Source organism: Streptomyces sp. NPDC050703, from assembly GCF_040654435.1.
Taxonomy (GTDB): domain Bacteria; phylum Actinomycetota; class Actinomycetes; order Streptomycetales; family Streptomycetaceae; genus Streptomyces.
Map to the genome: position 1 here is coordinate 260,246 of NZ_JBFAHX010000001.1, position 19,748 is coordinate 279,993.

Here is a 19,748-nt window from a genome sequence, read left to right on the forward strand (position 1 = left end):
AAATGCGGCGTTTGTCCGCCTATGCGAATCTGGACGCGTCATGGCCCCCGGATCCCCTTCAGGAGGAAGATCACCATGGCCAAGAACAAGAATCGCAAGCAGGGCGGCCAGCAGAGCCGTGCCTCATCGGCGGAGCAGGCCTCGGAGCAGGCCAAGTCGACCGCGGTCGAGGCCCAGTCGTCGATGCAGTCGCAGGCCCAGGGCAGTCCTGCTGATGTTGCCCGTAAGCACCAGCGTCGCTTCGGCCACAACTGACGGCCGTACAGGCACGCGTGAGGGGCGCACCCGGTCCGGGTGCGCCCCTCACGTCGTTCACGCGCTCGCGCCTCGCGGCGGCGCCTCTCAGCCCGCCAGGCAGGACGGGCCGAGCAGCACCTTCAGGTCGCCGAAGAGCGCGGGATCGGGCTTCACGCGGTGCCGGTCAAGCCGCAGGACCGTCGTCTTCTGCGCGCCCTGGAGCTTGATGCGCACCTCGCTGTTGCCCCGGTGGTGACTCAGGACCTCACCGAGACGGGTGACCATCGGCGGGCTGACCTTGACCGTCGGAATGGTGATCACCACGGGCGCGTTGGTGCCCGCGTTCGACAGGTCGGGGACCTGGAGCTCCATCGCGACCAGGCGGGGCACGTCCTCGCGCTTGTCGAGGCGGCCCTTGACGAACACCACGGCGTCCTCGACCAGTTGCGTCGACACCAGCTGGTAGGTGGCGGGGAAGAACATGCACTCGATGGAGCCCGCGAGGTCCTCGACGGTGGCGATGGCCCAGGCGTTGCCCTGCTTGGTCATCTTGCGCTGGAGGCCGGAGATGATGCCGCCGATGGTGACGACCGAGCCGTCGGAGAAGTCACCGCCGGTGAGCTGGCCGATGCCCGCGTCGGCCTTGTCGGAGAGCACGTGCTCCAGGCCGAAGAGCGGGTGGTCGGAGACGTACAGGCCGAGCATCTCGCGCTCCTGGGCGAGCAGGTAGGTCTTCTCCCACTCGTCCTCGGAGAACTCCACGTCGAGCCCGAATCCCGGCTCGTCGCCGCCGGTCTCGTCGCCCATGCCGCCGAAGAGGTCGAACTGCCCCTCGGCCTCCTTGCGCTTGACCGCGACCACGTTGTCGATCATCGGCTCGTACTGGGCGGTCAGGCCCTTCCGAGTGTGCCCCATCGTGTCGAAGGCGCCCGCCTTGATGAGCGACTCCGTGGTGCGCTTGTTGCAGGCGGTCGCCTCGACCTTGTCGAGGTAGTCGGGGAAGGAGGTGAACTTCCCCTTCGCCTTGCGCGAGCGGATGATCGACTCCACCACGTTCGTCCCGACGTTGCGCACGGCCTCCAGGCCGAAGAGGATCACGTCGTCGCCCTGGGCGGCGAAGTTGTGCACCGACTCGTTCACGTTCGGCGGGAGCACCTTGATGCCCATGCGGCGGCACTCGTTCAGATAGACGGCCGACTTGTCCTTGTCGTCCTTGACCGAGGTCAGCAGGGCGGCCATGTACTCGGCCGGGTAGTTCGCCTTGAGGTAGGCGGTCCAGTAGGTGACCAGGCCGTACGCGGAGGAGTGCGCCTTGTTGAACGCGTATCCGGCGAAGGGGACGAGGACGTCCCACAGGGCCTGGATCGCCTCGTCCGAGTAGCCGTTCTTCCTGGCGCCGGCCTGGAAGAGGACGAAGTTCTTCTCCAGCTCCTCGGGCTTCTTCTTGCCCATCACGCGGCGCAGGATGTCGGCCTCGCCGAGGGAGTAGCCCGCGACGATCTGGGCGGCCTTCTGCACCTGCTCCTGGTACACGATGAGGCCGTAGGTGAGGCCGAGCGTCTCCTTCAGGGGCTCTTCGAGCTCCGGGTGGATCGGCGTGATCTCCTGGCGGCCGTTCTTGCGCTCGGCGTAGTTCGTGTGCGAGTTCATGCCCATCGGGCCCGGCCGGTACAGGGCCGAGACGGCGGAGATGTCCTCGAAGTTGTCGGGCTGCATCTGGCGCAGCAGCGAGCGCATCGGGCCGCCGTCGAACTGGAAGACGCCGAGCGTGTCACCGCGGCAGAGCAGTTCGAAGGTCTTGGGGTCGTCGAGCGGGAGGGAGAGCATCTCCAGGTCGACGCCCTTGTTCGCCTTCACCATCTTGACGGCGTCGTCCATGATGGTGAGGTTGCGCAGGCCCAGGAAGTCCATCTTGAGCAGGCCGAGCGACTCGCACTGGGGGTAGTCCCACTGCGTGATGGTCACGCCGTCGGTGTGCCGCGTCCAGAGCGGGGCGTGGTCGACGATCGGCTCGCTGGACATGATCACGCCGGCCGCGTGCACGCCCATCTGCCGGACCAGGCCCTCCACGCCCTTGGCGGTGTCGATGACCTTCTTCACGTCCGGCTCGTTCTCGTACATCCCCCGGATCTCGCCCGCCTCGCTGTAGCGCGGGTGCTTGGGGTCGGTGATGCCGGAGAGGTCGATGCCCTTGCCGAGGACGTCGGCGGGCATGGCCTTGGTGAGGCGGTCGCCCATCGCGTACGGATATCCGAGCACGCGCGCGGAGTCCTTGATCGCGTTCTTCGCCTTGATCTTGCCGTACGTGCCGATCATGGCGACCTTGTCGGCGCCGTACTTCTCCGTCACGTACCTGATCACCTCGACGCGCCTGCGCTCGTCGAAGTCGATGTCGACGTCGGGCATGGAGACGCGCTCGGGGTTGAGGAACCGCTCGAAGATCAGGCCGTGCGTGATCGGGTCGAGGTCGGTGATGCCCATGGCGTACGCGACGATCGAACCCGCCGCGGAGCCTCGTCCCGGGCCGACCGCGATGCCGTTGTTCTTGGCCCACATGATGAAGTCGGCGACGACCAGGAAGTACCCCGGGAACCCCATCTGGATGATGATGTCCATCTCGTACTCGGCCTGCTTCTGCCGGTCGTCGGGGACACCGCCCGGGTAGCGGCGCTCCATGCCGCGGCGGACCTCCTCCTGGAACCAGGTGACCTCGGTGAAGCCCTCCGGGATGTCGAACTTCGGCATCAGGTCGCGCTTCTCGAACATGCCGGTGGTGTCGATCTGCTCGGCCACCAGGAGCGTGTTCCTGCAGCCCTCCTGCCACGCGTCGGAGGAGTCGATGGCGTACATCTCGTCCGTCGACTTCAGGTAGTAGCCGGTGCCGTCGAAGCGGAAGCGGTCCGGGTCGGAGAGGTTTTTGCCGGTCTGGATGCAGAGCAGGGCGTCGTGCGCGGTCGACTCGTGGGCGTAGGTGTAGTGCGAGTCGTTCGTCACCAGGGGCGGGATGCCGAGCTTCTTGCCGATCTCCAGGAGCCCGTCGCGGACGCGGCGCTCGATCTCGATGCCGTGGTCCATCAGCTCCAGGAAATACCGGTCCTTGCCGAAGATCTCCTGGTACTCTGCGGCCGACTTCAGCGCCTCGTCGAACTGGCCGAGGCGGAGCCGGGTCTGCAGCTCGCCCGAGGGGCAGCCGGTGGAGGCGATCAGCCCCTCCGACCACTGGGAGATCGTCTCCTTGTCCATGCGGGGCCACTTCTGCAGCCAGCCCTCCGCATAGGCGTCCGAGGAGAGCCGGAAGAGGTTGTGCAGACCCGTCTTGTTCGCCGCCCAGATCGTCTTGTGGGTGTAGCCACCCGAACCGGAGACGTCGTCGCGCTTCTGGTGCGGCTGGCCCCACTGGATCTTCCGCTTGTTCCTGCGGGACTCCGGCGCCACGTACGCCTCGATGCCGATGATCGGCGTCACGCCGGCCTTCTGCGCCGAGTGGAAGAAGTCGTACGCCCCGTGGAGGTTGCCGTGGTCGGACATGGCGATGTGCGTCATGCCCATTTCATTGGCCGCGTTGAACATGTCCTTGAGCCGCGCGGCACCGTCAAGCAGCGAGTACTGGGTGTGCACGTGCAGGTGCGTGAAGGGCGGCTTGGTCACGGCGGAAGGCCTCCGGGGAAACGGTGGACGACAGGCTGCGGGCAGTCTGGGGGGACAGCGACGAAGTCTAATCCGGGGTGCCGACAGCGGACGGGCACTCGGGAGTACGGTCGTGCGTTGAAAGGGCGGAAAGGCCGTGTCGCGGGGCGAGAAGAATCACGCGCCGCACGCGCTTCCGGCCCTTCCGCCGAAGACCCCTCTCCACCCCTTACCACCACCCCGTATCAGGAGGCACCCAGCGATGTCGGTCCCGCAGCCCACGGCTGAGCAGCGCGGCGAGGAGATCCTCGCCGTCTTCGGCACGGCGTTCGGCGAGCTGCTTGCCGCGGACCCCGCCGCGTTCCGGGTCAAGTTCCGGAAGATGGCCTCCTCCGCCTTCGCGTTCTACCGCGGCACGGCCTCCCTGTTCTACGCCGACCTGGAGCGCGAGCAGCACGGCGGGCCCTACCTCGACGACCGCACGGGCCGGGTGTGGATCCACGGCGACCTGCACGCCGAGAACTTCGGCACGTACATGGACGCCCAGGGCCGCCTGATCTTCAACGTGAACGACTTCGACGAGGCGTACGTCGGCCCCTTCACCTGGGACCTCAAGCGCTTCGCCGCCTCCGTGGCCCTGATCGGGTACTCGAAGGCGCTCAGCGACGAGCAGATCACCGACCTCGTGCGGATCTACGCCGCGGCCTACCGCGAGCGCATCCACGACCTCGCCACGGGCGCCAAGAGCGACGAGGTGCCGCCCTTCACGCTGGACACCGCCCAGGGGCCCCTCCTGGACGCCCTGCGCGACGCCCGCTCCCTGACCCGCTTCGGGCTGCTCGACTCGATGACGGAGATCCGCGACTTCGAGCGCCGCTTCGCCGCGGGCGGCGGCTCCATCGAGCTCGACGCCGCCACGCGGTACAAGGTGCTCGCCGCCTTCGACGGCTATCTGGAGACCCTGCCCGAGTCCTCCCTGACCCGCCCCGACTCCTACCGCGTCAAGGACGTCGTGGGCCGGCGCGGCATCGGCATCGGCTCCGCGGGCCTGCCGTCGTACAACATCCTCCTGGAGGGCAACAGCGACGCCCTGGAGAACGACGTCGTGATCTACCTCAAGCAGGCGCAGACCCCGGCGGTCTCGCGCCACATCACCGACCCGGCGGTCCGCGGCTACTTCCGGCACGAGGGGCACCGCACGGTCATCTCGCAGCGCGCGCTCCAGGCGCACGCCGACCCCTGGCTCGGCTGGACCGAGCTGGACGGCGCGGGCCAGCTCGTCGCCGAGGTCTCGCCGTACGCGGTGGACCTGGACTGGTCCGACATCGACGAGATCGAGGAGATCGCCTCCGTCATCGCGGACCTGGGCCGCGCCACCGCGACGATGCACGCCGCCGCGGACGACGAGAGCGGCCACTCCGACCTGGTGCCGTTCTCCACGGAGCGCGCCATCGACGCCGCCATCGCGGCCGACGAGGCGGGCTTCGGCGACCTGCTCGTGGACTTCGCGCACGCGTACGGCGCGCGGGCCCGGTCCGACCACCAGATCTTCGTCGACCTCTTCCGCAACGGGCGCATCCCGGGCCTGTGAGCCTCCGGAGGCGGTCTCCGGGGCTGGTCTCCGGGGGCGGTCTCCGGGGCCGTGCGGAATTCACAGGCCCCCTTTAAGGACCCCCTACGGGAACACGTGACACACTCCTGTCGCGATGGACATATCCGGGACCCAGCTACGAGCCGTGCGCGCGGCGCTCTTCACGGCGCTCGTCGTGACGCTCTCCGCCGCGTCCCACGTGCTGCTCTCCCGGGTCCCCCTGCCGCTGACGACGGTGGCGGCCATCGCCGCCGCCGTCTTCGTCCTCGCGTACGCGCTGGCGGGCCGCGAGCGGGGCTTCGGGCGGATCGCCGCCCTGCTGATCCCGCTGGAACTGGCCGCGGACACGGTGTTCACCGCGGGCCAGCACGTCTGCTACGGCGAGGCGGGCGGCCCCGTGGCGGGCCCCCTGCGCTCCGTCGGCTTCGACGTGCTGTGCGGCGGTACGCCGATCGGTACGCCGCTGGCGCGGATGACCGCCGAGGGGCACGGCGGCGCCGCGGCCCTCATCGCCGAGGCCGACCCGGGCGCCGCCTGGCTGCTCCTCGGGGCGCACGTCGGCGTGGGGCTCCTCGCGGCGGCCTGGCTGCGGCGCGGCGAGCGGGCGCTCGCCCAGCTGCTGGGCGCCGTCGCGGCGGCCACGTTCCGGCCGCTGCTGCTCGCGACCGCCACGGTGGCGGCGGCCGGGCCTCCCGCGCGGCGGCTGCCGCGCCCCGAGCGGCGGGCCCACGCCCTGCGTACGCGGCTGCTCGTGCACTTCGTGGGGCGGCGTGGACCGCCGTGCTCGGTCCGCACCGCCTGAGCACGTCACACCCCACGCAGTAACCACACGGAGAAACGCATCATGAGCAAGCGCAACAGCCAGGCCGCCAAGTCCGCCGCCCGCGAGCGCATCCGCGCCCAGCAGGAAGCCGAGCGCAAGCGCGAGAAGCGCAAGCGGGCGACGATCGTCGGCGTCTCGATCGTCGCGGTCCTCGCGATAGCCGGCGGCGTCGGCTACGCGGTCATGCAGTCCAACGAGCCGGGCGCGTGGGAGGCCGCCGAGGACGCCAAGCTGGTCAAGCCGGCGAACGCCACGGGCGAGAACGGCACGACCGTCGTGATCGGCAAGGACTCCGCGAAGAAGACCCTCAAGGTCTACGAGGACCCGCGCTGCCCGATCTGCGCCTCCTTCGAGCAGACCGTCGGCCCGACGGTCGAGAAGGACGTGAAGGACGGCAAGTACAAGATCCAGTTCATCGGTGCCACCTTCCTGGACCGCAACATCCCTGGCGAGGGTTCGCGCAACGCCCTCAGCGCGCTCGGCGCGGCGCTGAACGTCAGCGACGAGGCGTTCATGGAGTACAAGAAGACCCTCTTCTCCGCGGACTTCCACCCGGCGGAGCAGGACGACAAGTTCAAGGACGACGCCGTCCTCCTGAAGGCGGCCGCCGAGGTGCCCGCCCTGAAGAACAACGACAAGTTCGAGAAGGACGTCAAGGACGGCACCTTCGACCGCTGGGCCATCGAGATGTCGAAGGAGTTCGACGACAACAAGGACGGCGTCCAGGGCACGCCCTCGTTCGTCATGGACGGCAAGCCGGTGACCGCGCCGGGCTCGAAGAACGCCCCCAGCACGGTCGAGGACTACAAGACGGCGATCGACAAGGCCCTCAAGGGCTGACCCCGGGCGGACGGACCCCGCCTCCCGGCGGGGCGCGTGAGGAAAGAGCGGGCGAACTTCTCGGTTTCGCCCGCTCTTTGCGATTACCCCTGAGTAAGGTGATCGCCCGTGACCAGTCGAAACGATCTTTCTCAGCCGCTCGGCTCCACGGCGCCGAGCCGCCGTACCGTCGTCAAGGCCGCCGCCGCCACCGCCGCGCTCGGCGTCCCCCTCGCCGCGGCCCCCGCGCACGCCGTGGAGGGGCCCGCCTTCCACCACGGGGTCGCCTCCGGGGACCCGCTGCCCGACGGCGTCCTGCTGTGGACCCGGGTGACGCCCACCCCTGACGCCGTGCCCGGGTCGGGGAAGGGGCCCGACGTCACGGTGCGCTGGGAGATAGCCGAGGACAAGGGGTTCACCCGGGTCGTCGGCCGCGGCGGCACCACCGCGCGAGCGGCGTCGGACCACACCGTCAAGGCCGATGTCAGGGGCCTGCGCCCGGCGGCCACCTATTACTTCCGGTTCTCGGTGAGCGGCACGGGCGGCGACGCCGAGGAGGTCCGCTCCCCCGTCGGCCGCACCCGCACCACCCCCGCGCACGACGCCGCCGCGCCCGGCGTCCGCTTCGGCGTGGTCTCCTGCGCCAACTGGGAGGCCGGCTACTTCTCCGCCTACCGCCACCTCGCGGCCCGCACCGAACTCGACGCGGTCCTGCACCTCGGGGACTACCTCTACGAGTACAGGAGCGGCGAGTACCCCTCCGCCGAGAACGTCGTACGGCCGCACGAGCCTCGGCACGAGATCGTCACGCTCGCCGACTACCGCACCCGGCACGGCGCCCACAAGACCGACCCGGACGCGCGGGCCATGCACGCCACGCACCCGGTCATCGCGATGTGGGACGACCACGAGTTCGCCGACAACGCCTGGTCGGGCGGTGGCGTGAACCACTCGCCGGAGACCGAGGGCCCCTGGGAGCGGCGCATGGCGGCGGCCAAGCAGGCGTACTTCGAGTGGATGCCCGTACGCCCCTCCACCGAGGGCACCGTCTACCGCCGCGTCCGCTACGGCAGGCTCGCCGATCTGCACCTGCTCGACCTGCGGTCCTTCCGCTCCGAGCAGGCGGGCACCGGCAGCGGCGAGGTCGACGCCCCGGACCGTACGATCACGGGCCGCGCCCAGCTCGACTGGCTGAAGGCGGGCCTCGCCTCGTCCGACGCCGCCTGGAAGCTGGTCGGCACCTCGGTGATGATCTCGCCGGTCGCCTTCGGCTCGCTCCCCGCCCACCTCCTCGAACCGCTCGCGGAACTGCTCGGCCTGCCCAAGGAGGGCATCGCCGTCAACGTCGACCAGTGGGACGGCTACACCGACGACCGCAAGGAACTCATCTCCCACCTGCGGGACAACGACATCCGCAACACGGTCTTCCTGACCGGCGACATCCACATGGCGTGGGCCAACAACGTGCCCGTGAAGGCCGCCACGTACCCCCTGTCGCCCTCGGCCGCCACGGAGTTCGTGGTCACCTCGGTCACCTCCGACAACGTCGACGACATGCTGAACGTCGCCCCGCACACGGTCTCGCTGGTGGCGGTGGCCGCCGTCAAGGCCGCCAACCGCCATGTGAGGTGGCTGGACATGGACTCGCACGGCTACGGCGTCCTCGACGTCACCGCCGAGCGCTCGCAGATGGACTACTACGCCCTCTCCGACCGCACCGACCCCGACGCGACGTCCTCGTGGCTCCGCTCCTACCGCACGCTCAGCGGCACGCAGAGGGTCGAACGGGCGGACGCCCCGGTGCGCTGAGGCCCCGGGGTTCCGGCCGGCCCCGGGAGCCGGGGCTCAGAGCGTCTCCAGGAAGCCGAGTGCCGTGCGCCACGTCGCCTCCGCGGCCCGGGCGTCGTAGTCGTCCAGGCCGGGGTCGGTGTAGAGGTGCCCGGCGCCGGCGTAGCGGTAGATCTCCACGTCGGCTCCGGCCCGGCCCATCCGCAGGTACCAGGCGCTCAGCCAGTCGTCCGTCTCGAACGGGTCGGGCTCCGCCACGTGCAGCTGCACCGGCAGGTCGTCCGCCGAGGCGTTCTCCGCGATGTCGGAGGTGCCGTGCAGCAGGAGCAGGCCGCGCGCCTTGGCGTCACCGAGGGCCAGGGTCTGCGCGGTCGCGGCGCCGAGGGAGAAGCCCGCGTAGACGAGTCCGCGCTCGGAGTAGGGCGCGGCGGCGAGGATCGCCCGCTTCAGGAGCTCGTCCTTGCCGACCTCCGCGCTGTACGCCCTTCCCGACTCGACGTCGTCGAACGTGCGGCCCGCGAAGAGGTCGGGGGTCCACACCTCGTGGCCCGCGGCGCGCAGCCGGTCGGCGGCCGCGTGCACGGCGGGCCGCGGCCCGTACGTCGAGTGGAAAAGCATGATGTTCATGGGCCCATCGTGCCATCCGGGGCGGCCACCCTCCCCGACCAGGCTTCGCGCCGGTACCCCTACCCTCGGAGGCATGGAGAACGTACTGCGTCCGTTGATCGTGATCGGCGGCTCGGTCGTGCTCACGGTGGTCGTCGGCTGGCTGGCCGACGTGCTGCTGCGCCGAGCCGACCAGCGGCACCACGACACCCCGCTCTGGGGGCTGCTGCGCCGCTGCCGCGTCCCCCTTCACCTCACCCTGTGCACCGCCCTGCTGCGAGGCTCCTACGACCAGGCCGATCTCACCCACAGGCACTCGACGGCCGTGGGCCAGATCCTGAGCCTCGTCCTCATCGGCTCCGCCGCCTGGCTGGTGATACGTATCTCCGCCGCGGTCGTCGAATCCTCGTACGCCCGTTACGCGGCGGCCCACCGCGACCCGGCGCGGGTCCGCCGGGTGCGTACGCAGGTCACGCTCATCCAGCGCGTGGTCGCGGCCATCGTCGGGACCGTGGCCGTCGGCGCGATGCTGCTGACCTTCCCCGCGATGAAGGCGGCGGGCACCTCGCTCCTCGCCTCCGCGGGCATCATCGGCATCGTCGCCGGTGTCGCCGCCCAGTCCACCCTCGGCAACCTCTTCGCCGGCCTGCAGATCGCCTTCGGCGACATGGTCCGCATCGGCGACACCGTCGTCGTGGACGGCGAGTGGGGCACCGTCGAGGAGATCACGCTGACCTTCCTCGCCGTGCGCACCTGGGACGAGCGCCGGATCACGATGCCCGTCTCGTACTTCACGTCCAAGCCCTTCGAGAACTGGTCGCGCGGTGGCGCGCAGATGACCGGCACCGTCTTCTTCCACCTGGACCACTCGGCGCCGGTCCACCAGATGCGCGACAAGCTCAGGGACATCCTGCGGGACTGCGCGGCCTGGGACGGCAGGGACTGGGGCCTCGCCGTGACGGACACCACACCGACCACGATGCAGGTACGCGCCCTCGTCACCGCGAAGGACGCCGACGACATCTGGACGGTGCGGGTCACGGTGCGCGAGCAGCTCATCCAGTGGCTGACCGCGCACCACCCCTACGCGCTGCCGCGGGTCACCACGGCCTTCGCCGAGCCGTCACCGGACGCGCGGCCCTCCGACAACGGCCACGGCCCGCGCTCCGCCTCCGTGCGGGCGCCGCGCACGGGCCGCGGCTGACCCCGCCCGCACCGCCCGCGGTCCTCGCCCCGGTCAGCGCAGACTGCGCACGTCCAGGTGGTGCAGCACCCGGTCGACGACCTCGGGGTCGGCGCCGGGTTCGCTGCGCGCGGCGAGGACCTCGTGGCGGGCGGCCGACATCATCTCCCGCTGGATGCGCTGCACGGCCTTCAGGCGGTCCACGCGCTTGGCGTACCGCTCACGCCGCTCGTCGTCGATCATGTCGGGGCTGATCCTCGCCCCGATGTCGAAGGCGCCGCGCTGCAGTCGCTCGGAGACGTCCTCGGGCAGCTCCTCGACCTCCTCGATCTCCTTGAGGCGGCGCTTGGCGGCCCTGGCGGCGCGCAGCGCGAGGTCGCGCTCGATCTGCCGCTCCACGTCGCCGTCGGCGCGCACCCCGAGCTTCTTGACCAGCAGCGGCAGCGTGAGGCCCTGCACGACGAGGGTCGCCATGATGACGCAGAACGCGATGAAGACGATCTCGTCGCGGGCCGGGAACGGCGAGCCGTCGTCCGTCTTGAGCGGAATGGCGAGCGCCAGGGCCACGGACGCCACGCCGCGCATGCCGGCCCACCACATCACGACGGTCTCGCGCCAGGTCGTCGGGATCTCCTCGTCGATGTCCCTGCGCTTGTGCAGCCGCTTGGCGAGCCAGGTCGCGGGCAGCAGCCACAGCAGCCGTACGCCGACGACGGCCCCCACGATCGCCGCGCCCCAGCCGGCCATCTCCCACTCGCGGCCGCTCGCGACCCCGAAGACGTTGTGCAGTTCCAGGCCGATGAGGCCGAAGGCGGCGCCGGTCACCAGGGTGTCGACGATCTGCCAGAAGGTCTGGCCGGTGATGCGGCCGAGCACGTCGTCGGCGTCGACGGCGTTCTCGGCGAGGTAGAGCGCGGTGGTCAGGACGGCGAGCACACCGGAGCCGAGCAGCTCCTCGGCGAGGACGTAGCTGACGAACGGCACGAGCAGCGACAGGCCCGTCTGGAGCGTGGCGTCGCCGAGCAGCCCCATGACCTTGTTGGTGATCCAGCCGAGGACGAGCCCCACGAGCACGGCGACCACGGCGGACAGCACGAGCCGGCCCACCGCGGACGGCCAGGAGAAGGTGCCGCTCACCGCCGCCGCGATCGCCACGTGGTAGAGCACGATCGCCGTGACGTCGTTGAAGAGCCCCTCGCCCTCCAGGATCGACACGAGCCTGCGGGGCAGTCCGAGCGAGCCCGCCACGGCGGTCGCGGCGACCGGGTCGGGCGGCGCGACGAGCGCCCCGAGCGCGACGGCGGCGGCGATGGGCAGGCCGGGTACGACGGTGCCCGCCACGGCGGCGACCACCGCGGTCGTCACGAACACCAGCGCCACGGCGAGCAGGAAGATGGGCCTCCGGTTGGCCGCGAACTGCCGCCACGAGGTGCGCTGCACGGCGGCGTAGAGCAGCGGCGGCAGGACCAGCGGAAGGATGTAGTCCGGCGGGATCTCCACATTGGGCACGAACGGCAGCAGGGCCATGCCGATACCCGCCAGCGTCATCAGGACCGGCGCGGGCAGCCCCAGCCGGTCCCCGAGGGGCACGGTGACCACGGCACCCAGCAACAGGATGAGCAGCAGCGCCAGCTGGTCCACGGTGCGCCCTCCGGCGGTTCGTAGCAGGGACGATCAGGACCTCAACCCTGCCACGCCGCGCCCGTGAACCGGATCAATGCCCCCCGTTTACCCGCTCGCGCCGACGGCCCGCGGGGCAGGCCCTAGCGCAGCGCCTTGCGCATGGCGCGGTGCGGGATGCCCGCGTCGGGGAACTCCGGGCCGTAGACCTCATACCCCAGACGTTCGTAGAAACCCAGGGCGTGGGTCTGGGCGTGCAGGTCCACCGCCGTCAGACCGCGCGCGCGTGCCGCGTCCTCGATGGCCGCGACCAGCCGCGCGCCGACGCCGAGCCCGCGCGCGGTCCGGCGCACCGCGAGCCGTCCGAGCGCGCCGATGCCCTTCTCGCCGCCGTTCTTGGCGGCGGCAGCGGCGCCGGTCAGGAGGCGGCCCGTGCCGAGCGGCGTGCCGTCGTCGCGCACGGCGAGGACGTGGACCGCGCCGGCGTCGTACGCGTCGTACTCAAGGTCCTCGGGGACCTGCTGCTCGACCACGAAGACCTCCTTGCGGACCGCGAAGCAGGCCTCCAGTTCGTCGGGGCCCTCGGCGGTCCTGACCGTCACCTCGCTCACGAGCTCTCCGCCCGCACCCGGTCGAGGGCCTGCTGGAGGTCGTCGGGGTAGCGGCTCTCGAACTCGGCCCACCGGCCGTCGCCCGGGTGCTCGAAGCCGAGCCGGACGGCGTGCAGCCACTGGCGGGTGAGGCCGAGCCGCTTGGCGAGCGTGGGGTCCGCGCCGTACGTCAGGTCGCCGACGCAGGGGTGGCGGTGTGCCGACATGTGGACGCGGATCTGGTGCGTGCGGCCCGTCTCCAGCTTGATGTCGAGCAGGGAGGCGGCGCGGAACGCCTCGATGAGGTCGTAGTGCGTCACGGAGGGCTTGCCCTCGGCCGTGACCGCCCACTTGTAGTCGTGGTTCGGGTGGCGGCCGATGGGGGCGTCGATGGTGCCGCTCATGGGGTCGGGGTGGCCCTGCACCAGCGCGTTGTACCGCTTGTCGACCGTGCGCTCCTTGAACTGGCGCTTCAGCGACGTGTACGCCCGCTCGGACTTGGCGACCACCATCAGGCCCGAGGTGCCGACGTCGAGGCGGTGCACGATGCCCTGGCGCTCGGCGGCGCCGGAGGTCGAGATGCGGTACCCCGCGGCGGCGAGGCCGCCGATCACGGTCGTCCCCGTCCAGCCGGGGCTCGGGTGCGCGGCCACGCCGACCGGCTTGACGATCACGACGATGTCGTCGTCGTCGTGCACGATCTCCATGCCCTCGACGGGCTCGGCCACGATCTGCACCGGAGCGGCGGCCTGCGGCATCTCCACTTCCAGCCAGGCGCCGCCGTGCACCCGCTCGGACTTGCCGACCACCGAGCCGTCGACCGAGACCTTCCCCGCCGCGGCGAGCTCGGCGGCCTTCGTGCGGGAGAAACCGAACATGCGCGAGATGGCGGCGTCGACGCGCTCGCCCTCCAGGCCGTCCGGCACGGGCAGGGTGCGGATCTCGGGAATCGTGCTCACCCATTGAGTATGCAGGAGCCCAGCGGCACTCCCGCACCTCAGTCCTCCGCGACGGGCCCGCCGCGGGCTCGCGCCGGGGGCCTCAGTCCTTGTGGACGGTGCCGTCCGGGTCGAGTCCGCGGAAGGAGAGCAGCACGATCAGGATGCCGCCGCAGACGATCGCCGAGTCCGCGAGGTTGAAGACCGCGAAGCCCTTGGGGGCGATGAAGTCCACCACCGCGCCCTCGAACACGCCGGGCGCGCGGAAGATCCGGTCGGTGAGGTTGCCGAGCGCCCCGCCGAGGAGCAGGCCGAGCGCGATGGCCCAGGGCAGGCTGTAGAGCTTGCGGGCGAGCCGGGCGATCACCACGATGACGCCCGCGGCGATGCAGGTGAAGATGATGGTGAAGGCCTCGCCGAAGCCGAAGGCGGCGCCCGCGTTGCGGATGGCGTTGAAGCGCAGCCACTCGCCGAGGATGTCGATCGGCTCGTGGTGCTCCAGCTTCGCGACCACGATCATCTTGCTGATCAGGTCGAGGGCGTACGCGACGGCAGCCACGGTGAAGAGCACGGCGATCCTGCGCCTGCCCCTGGACGCCGGCCGGTCCCGGCCCGCGTCCCCGTCCGGCTCCTCCGCCGTGGCGTCGCCGGACGGGTCGCCGGGGGTGCCCGCCGCCTTCCCGTCCGCGTCCGGACCGGACCGCTCCGGCTCGGGCCCGGCCGTCCCGGGGATGTCCGGCGTACCGATGATGCGCTCCGCCTCTGCCACGTGAGTCCCTCAACCTTAGGTACCTGACTGGGGACGAGGGTACGGCACACGCGTGCGGGCGCAGGTGCCAAGGCCGCGCTCAGTAGCGCCGTTCCTGCTTCTGCTTGCACTCCACGCACAGGGTCGCGCGCGGGAAGGCCTGCATGCGCGCCTTGCCGATGGGGTTGCCGCAGTTCTCGCAGAGCCCGTACGTGCCCGCGTCGAGCCGTTCCATGGCCCGCTCGGTCTGCTCCAGCATCTCGCGCGCGTTGGCGGCGAGCGCCATCTCGTGCTCCCGCGTGATGTTCTTCGTGCCGGTGTCCGCCTCGTCGTCGCCCGCACCGTCGCCCGAGTCCCGCATCAGCCCCGCGAGTGCCGCCTCCGAGGACGCGATCTCGCTGGTCAGCCGCTGGGTCTCGCCCTGGAGCCCCGCGCGGGCCTCCTCGACCTCGTCCGGGGTCCACGGGTCCTCGCCCGGACGGACCGCGAGCTCGCCGGGCTCCACCGCGGCGGCACGCGCCTTGGGAACCGCCGTCGGCTTCTTCGCCGCGGTCGCCGTGCCCGGAGTCTTCTTCGCAACCACTGTCGTGGCTCCCGTCGTCTCCGCGGCCTCAGCCGCACCTTCGGCCGCGGACGCGGCCGACTCCTCCGGGCTCCGCCCGGCCCCACGTGTCCTGCCCCGGCCCTGCCCGTCCTTCTCGGCCCGGCCCGTCCCCGCACCGCTCCTCCCGGCGGTGCCGCCGCCCGACTGTCCCGTGTCCGGCTCCTCGGCCGCGCCGCTCTCGACGGCCGCCCTCTTCACCGGGCCCGGTGCCGGGGCCTCGCGCCCGGGGACCGCGTCCGCCGCCGCGACCTGCGTACTCGCGTCCACGATGGCCGCGTCCCCGGCGTCGGCTCCGCTGGACGCCGCTCCGCCGTGCGGGGCCTCAGCCGGTGAGTGCTTCTTGGCGGCGGCCTTCTTGGCGGTGGCTTTGGCGGTGGCTTTGGCCGTGGTCTTCTTGGCGGTGGTCTTCTGTGCGGCGGCCGTCTTGCCCGCGGCCTTCTTCCCCGCGGCCTTGGGTGAAACCTTCTTGGCCGCGGTCTTCCCCACCGCGGTCCTCCCGGCCGTCGCCTTACCGGGCGGCGCCTTGCTGCCCGCCGGCTGCTCGGCGCCCGCCGGCTCCCCGGCGGCACCCTCGCCGGCCGGAGCACCCCCGCCGGGCACGGTGGATCTGCCGGACGCCGACTGCTGTACGGCGGTCTTCTTCGCCACCATGGCCGCGGCCCCTTCACATATTGTGATCTTGCACGCGAATCGTGCTGGGACGATAAATCGACTCCAGGCCCGCGGCAACGGGGCACGCCGCCCGATCCGCCCGCCGCGCGGCTCCCGCGCGGCGAGTCTGCAAGCGTTGTGCCCAGCTCTCCGGCGGGTAATCCGCCGCCCGGCGCTCGCGGCGATCACCTCGCCCCGCATGTCGCCATTCGGGTCACCCGGCACCCCGGCCCCCGCGCCCCGCCCGGCTCCCGGAAAACCGGTCGGCCGCGCCTCCGCGGGCGCCGTACACTGGGCGGCAGCGAGAAGCGTGGATGGGGACGAGTAGCGGCGTACGCAGCCATGAGCGACCCGGGGACGGTGTGAGCCCGGGGGCCCGCGCGACGTGAAGATCACCCCGGAGCCGCCGGAAGAACGCCGAAGCGTCACAGCGGAGGTCAGTAGAGCCGGTTTCGCGACCCCAATGAGGGGGCTCACCGGCACGGACCTCGTGCCGGAGGGCCAAGGAGGGTGGTACCGCGGGAGCGCGCCGCACGAGGCGCACACGGCTCTCGTCCCTCCGACGGAAGGCAGCACATCCGCCGGAGGACTCGTTGAACACGCCGCCGCAGTACCGCCAGGTGCCCGCCCAGGTCGACCTGCCCGCCCTTGAGCACGCCGTGCTCGACTTCTGGCGCGAGCAGAAGATCTTCGCCAAGAGCCTCGACCAGTCCGAGGGGCGCCCCGAGTGGGTGTTCTACGAGGGCCCGCCGACCGCCAACGGCATGCCGGGTGCCCACCACATCGAGGCCCGCGTCTTCAAGGACGTCTTCCCGCGCTTCCGCACCATGCGGGGCTACCACGTGGCCCGCAAGGCCGGCTGGGACTGCCACGGCCTCCCCGTGGAGCTCGCGGTCGAGAAGGAGCTGGGGTTCAACGGCAAGAAGGACATCGAGGCGTACGGCATCGCGGCGTTCAACGCCAAGTGCCGCGAGTCCGTCACCCGGCACACCGACGCCTTCGTCGAGCTGACGACCCGCATGGGGTACTGGGTCGACCTCGACGACGCGTACCGCACGATGGACCCCGAGTACGTCGAGTCGGTGTGGTGGTCCCTGAAGGAGATCTTCGACAAGGACCTGCTCGTCCAGGACCACCGCGTCGCCCCCTGGTGCCCGCGCTGCGGCACGGGCCTGTCCGACCACGAGCTGGCGCAGGGCTACGAAACGGTCGTCGACCCTTCCGTCTACGTCCGTTTCCCCCTCACCTCCGGTCCCCTCGCGGGCGAGGCCGCCCTCCTGGTCTGGACGACGACCCCCTGGACCCTCGTCTCCAACACCGCCGTCGCCGCGCACCCCGACGTCACGTACGTCGTCGCGACGGACGGCGAGGAGAAGCTGGTCGTCGCCCAGCCGCTCGTCGAGAAGGCCCTCGGCGAGGGATGGGAGACCACCGGCGAGACCTTCACCGGCGCCGAGATGGAGCGCTGGAACTACCAACGTCCCTTCGAGCTCGTGGAGTTCCCGGCCCCCGCGCACTACGTGGTGAACGCCGCGTACGTCACCACCGAGGACGGCACCGGTCTGGTCCACCAGTCCCCCGCCTTCGGTGAGGACGACCTCAAGGTCTGCCGGTCGTACGGACTGCCGGTCGTCAACCCGGTGCGCCCCGACGGCACCTTCGAGGAGGACGTCCCGCTCGTGGGCGGCGTCTTCTTCAAGAAGGCCGACGAGGCCCTCACCAAGGACCTGGACGAGCGCGGCCTGCTCTTCCGGCACATCGCGTACGAGCACAGCTACCCGCACTGCTGGCGCTGCCACACGGCGCTGCTGTACTACGCGCAGCCGTCCTGGTACATCCGCACCACGGCCATCAAGGACCGCCTCCTCCAGGAGAACGAGAAGACCAACTGGTTCCCCGACTCGGTCAAGCACGGCCGCTTCGGCGACTGGCTGACCAACAACGTCGACTGGGCCCTCTCCCGCAACCGCTACTGGGGCACCCCGCTGCCCATCTGGCGCTGCGAGGAGTCCCACCTGACCTGCGTCGGCTCACGCGCGGAACTCTCCGAGCTGACGGGCACCGACCAGTCGGACCTCGACCCGCACCGCCCGTTCATCGACGGGATCACCTTCGCCTGCCCGCAGGAGGGCTGCGGCTCGACGGCCACGCGCGTGCCCGAGGTCATCGACGCCTGGTACGACTCGGGTTCGATGCCGTTCGCCCAGTACGGCTACCCGTACAAGAACAAGGAGCTGTTCGAGAGCCGCTACCCGGCGCAGTTCATCTCCGAGGCCATCGACCAGACGCGCGGCTGGTTCTACACGATGATGGCCGTCGGCACCCTGGTCTTCGACAAGTCGTCCTACGAGAACGTGGTCTGCCTCGGCCACATCCTCGCCGAGGACGGCCGCAAGATGTCCAAGCACCTCGGGAACATCCTCCAGCCGATCCCGCTCATGGACCAGCACGGCGCCGACGCGGTCCGCTGGTTCATGGCGGCCGGCGGCTCCCCGTGGGCGGCCCGCCGCGTGGGCCACGGCACCATCCAGGAGGTCGTCCGCAAGACGCTCCTCACGTACTGGAACACGGTGGCCTTCCAGGCGCTGTACGCGCGTACGTCGAAGTGGGCCCCCAGCGACGCCGACCCGGCGCCCGCCGACCGCCCGCTCCTCGACCGCTGGCTGCTCAGTGAGCTGCACGCGCTCACCGACCAGGTCACCCAGGCCCTTGAGTCCTACGACACCCAGCGCGCGGGCAAGCTCCTGTCCGTCTTCGTGGACAACCTCTCCAACTGGTACGTACGCCGCTCGCGCCGCCGCTTCTGGCAGGGCGACAAGGCGGCCCTGCGCACCCTGCACGAGGTCGTCGAGACGGTCACGCGCCTGATGGCCCCGCTGACACCGTTCATCACCGAGCGTGTCTGGCAGGACCTGGTCGTGCCCGTCACCCCGGACGCGCCGGAGTCGGTCCACCTGTCCTCGTGGCCCGAGGCCGACCTGTCGGCGATCGACCCGGAGCTCTCGCAGCAGATGGTCCTCGTGCGCCGCCTGGTGGAGCTGGGCCGCGCCACGCGCGCGGAGTCCGGCGTCAAGACCCGCCAGCCGCTGTCCCGCGCGCTGGTGGCGGCCTCCGGCTTCGAGGCGCTCAACCCCGAGCTGCACACCCAGATCACCGAGGAGCTGAACGTCTCCTCCCTGGCGTCGCTCTCCGAAGTCGGCGGCTCCCTGGTCGACACCACCGCGAAGGCCAACTTCCGGGCGCTCGGCAAGCGGTTCGGCAAGGGCGTCCAGGCGGTCGCCAAGGCCGTGGCCGAGGCCGACGCCGCCGCGCTCTCCCTCGCGCTGCGTGAGGGCACCGCGTCGGTCGAGGTCGACGGCGAGACCGTGACGCTCGCCCCGGACGAGGTGATCATCACGGAGACCCCGCGCGAGGGCTGGTCCGTGGCGTCCGACTCCGGGGCCACGGTCGCGCTCGACCTGGAGATCACCGAGGAGCTGCGCAGGGCCGGGCTGGCCCGCGACGCGATCCGCCTGATCCAGGAGGCCCGCAAGAACAGCGGCCTCGACGTCGCCGACCGCATCGCCCTGCGCTGGACCTCGACGGACCCGGCGGTGCTCACGGCGCTGGCCGAGCACGCCGAGCTGATCGCGGACGAGGTCCTCGCGACCGACTTCGCGCAGGGTGAGGCGGACGACACCTACGGTCAGCCGTTCACGGACGAACCCCTGAAGCTGACCTTCCGCCTCCGCAAGGCGTAAGCGTCCACGGGAACGACGCGAAAGGCCCGGCCCCTGGGATTCGCCGAGGGGGCCGGGCCTTTCGCGTTGCCCCGCCCGACAACGCCCCGCAGCGCCCCGCGCCCCGCAGCGCCCCGCAAGCGCCTCACGGCACAAAAGGGCCGGGCCCCCAGAAATCTGGGGGCCCGGCCCTGAACGCTGCCG

General features: G+C 71.0%; 14 protein-coding genes. 7 read left to right on the forward strand and 7 right to left on the reverse strand.

Annotated elements, in window-relative coordinates; all coding sequences use genetic code 11:
* Positions 1 to 75: 75 nt before the first annotated feature.
* Complete coding sequence (locus AB0I16_RS01235; protein ID WP_363247191.1) at positions 76 to 255, forward strand: hypothetical protein; 180 nt, start codon at positions 76 to 78, stop codon at positions 253 to 255.
* Positions 256 to 342: 87 nt separating this feature from the next.
* Here AB0I16_RS01235 and dnaE read toward each other — a convergent pair whose 3' ends face one another.
* Positions 343 to 3,885, reverse strand: coding sequence for a DNA polymerase III subunit alpha (dnaE, locus tag AB0I16_RS01240; RefSeq protein WP_363247192.1), 3,543 nt, complete (start codon positions 3,883 to 3,885; stop codon positions 343 to 345).
* 241 nt (positions 3,886 to 4,126) lie between these two features.
* Here dnaE and AB0I16_RS01245 point away from each other — a divergent pair, with 241 nt between their 5' ends.
* The 4 genes from AB0I16_RS01245 to AB0I16_RS01260 all read left to right on the forward strand — a co-directional run bounded on the left by AB0I16_RS01245 (position 4,127) and on the right by AB0I16_RS01260 (position 8,906).
* A complete protein-coding gene (locus tag AB0I16_RS01245; protein WP_363247193.1) occupies positions 4,127 to 5,455 on the forward strand; it encodes a DUF2252 domain-containing protein in 1,329 nt (442 codons plus the stop codon).
* Between the two features lie 115 nt (positions 5,456 to 5,570).
* Positions 5,571 to 6,257 carry a hypothetical protein gene (locus AB0I16_RS01250; protein WP_363247194.1) on the forward strand — a complete coding sequence of 229 codons (687 nt, stop codon included), beginning with the start codon at positions 5,571 to 5,573 and terminating at the stop codon, positions 6,255 to 6,257.
* Positions 6,258 to 6,299: 42 nt separating this feature from the next.
* Complete coding sequence (locus AB0I16_RS01255) at positions 6,300 to 7,118, forward strand: thioredoxin domain-containing protein (protein WP_363247195.1); 819 nt, start codon at positions 6,300 to 6,302, stop codon at positions 7,116 to 7,118.
* A 108-nt stretch (positions 7,119 to 7,226) separates the two neighbouring features.
* Positions 7,227 to 8,906: an alkaline phosphatase D family protein gene (locus AB0I16_RS01260; protein WP_363247196.1), complete on the forward strand. Its 1,680-nt coding sequence runs from the start codon at positions 7,227 to 7,229 to the stop codon at positions 8,904 to 8,906.
* Positions 8,907 to 8,942: 36 nt separating this feature from the next.
* On the opposite strand, the gene AB0I16_RS01265 is transcribed toward AB0I16_RS01260, so the two are convergent.
* A complete protein-coding gene (locus AB0I16_RS01265; protein WP_363247197.1) occupies positions 8,943 to 9,512 on the reverse strand; it encodes a dienelactone hydrolase family protein in 570 nt (189 codons plus the stop codon).
* 73 nt (positions 9,513 to 9,585) lie between these two features.
* On the opposite strand from AB0I16_RS01265, the gene AB0I16_RS01270 reads away from it, so the two are divergent.
* Complete coding sequence (locus AB0I16_RS01270) at positions 9,586 to 10,695, forward strand: mechanosensitive ion channel domain-containing protein (RefSeq protein WP_363247198.1); 1,110 nt, start codon at positions 9,586 to 9,588, stop codon at positions 10,693 to 10,695.
* Positions 10,696 to 10,728: 33 nt separating this feature from the next.
* On the opposite strand, the gene AB0I16_RS01275 is transcribed toward AB0I16_RS01270, so the two are convergent.
* The 5 genes from AB0I16_RS01275 to AB0I16_RS01295 all read right to left on the reverse strand — a co-directional run bounded on the left by AB0I16_RS01275 (position 10,729) and on the right by AB0I16_RS01295 (position 15,825).
* Positions 10,729 to 12,315, reverse strand: a complete 1,587-nt coding sequence (locus tag AB0I16_RS01275) for a Na+/H+ antiporter (RefSeq protein WP_363247200.1) — start codon at positions 12,313 to 12,315, stop codon at positions 10,729 to 10,731.
* A gap of 122 nt (positions 12,316 to 12,437) precedes the next feature.
* Positions 12,438 to 12,905 carry a GNAT family N-acetyltransferase gene (locus AB0I16_RS01280; RefSeq protein WP_363247201.1) on the reverse strand — a complete coding sequence of 156 codons (468 nt, stop codon included), beginning with the start codon at positions 12,903 to 12,905 and terminating at the stop codon, positions 12,438 to 12,440.
* Positions 12,902 to 13,843 (reverse strand): RluA family pseudouridine synthase, encoded by a 942-nt coding sequence (locus AB0I16_RS01285; RefSeq protein WP_363247202.1) that lies wholly within the window; start codon positions 13,841 to 13,843, stop codon positions 12,902 to 12,904. Before AB0I16_RS01285 ends, AB0I16_RS01280 begins: the two co-directional genes overlap by 4 nt.
* An 82-nt stretch (positions 13,844 to 13,925) precedes the next feature.
* Entirely contained in the window at positions 13,926 to 14,591 is a 666-nt protein-coding gene (gene lspA / locus AB0I16_RS01290) for a signal peptidase II (RefSeq protein ID WP_363247203.1), read from the reverse strand.
* A 79-nt stretch (positions 14,592 to 14,670) separates the two neighbouring features.
* Entirely contained in the window at positions 14,671 to 15,825 is a 1,155-nt protein-coding gene (locus AB0I16_RS01295) for a TraR/DksA C4-type zinc finger protein (RefSeq protein ID WP_363247204.1), read from the reverse strand.
* A 593-nt stretch (positions 15,826 to 16,418) separates the two neighbouring features.
* On the opposite strand from AB0I16_RS01295, the gene ileS reads away from it, so the two are divergent.
* Positions 16,419 to 19,565 carry an isoleucine--tRNA ligase gene (ileS, locus tag AB0I16_RS01300; protein ID WP_363247205.1) on the forward strand — a complete coding sequence of 1,049 codons (3,147 nt, stop codon included), beginning with the start codon at positions 16,419 to 16,421 and terminating at the stop codon, positions 19,563 to 19,565.
* Positions 19,566 to 19,748 lie beyond the last annotated feature (183 nt).

Coding starts and splice junctions, on each gene's coding strand:
- AB0I16_RS01255 (WP_363247195.1), top strand. CDS start 6,300: ATGAGCAAGCGCAACAGCCAGGCCGCCAAGTCCGCCGCCCGCGAGCGC.
- AB0I16_RS01235 (WP_363247191.1), top strand. CDS start 76: ATGGCCAAGAACAAGAATCGCAAGCAGGGCGGCCAGCAGAGCCGTGCC.
- AB0I16_RS01245 (WP_363247193.1), top strand. CDS start 4,127: ATGTCGGTCCCGCAGCCCACGGCTGAGCAGCGCGGCGAGGAGATCCTC.
- AB0I16_RS01295 (WP_363247204.1), bottom strand. CDS start 15,825: ATGGTGGCGAAGAAGACCGCCGTACAGCAGTCGGCGTCCGGCAGATCC.
- AB0I16_RS01270 (WP_363247198.1), top strand. CDS start 9,586: ATGGAGAACGTACTGCGTCCGTTGATCGTGATCGGCGGCTCGGTCGTG.
- AB0I16_RS01250 (WP_363247194.1), top strand. CDS start 5,571: ATGGACATATCCGGGACCCAGCTACGAGCCGTGCGCGCGGCGCTCTTC.
- AB0I16_RS01265 (WP_363247197.1), bottom strand. CDS start 9,512: ATGAACATCATGCTTTTCCACTCGACGTACGGGCCGCGGCCCGCCGTG.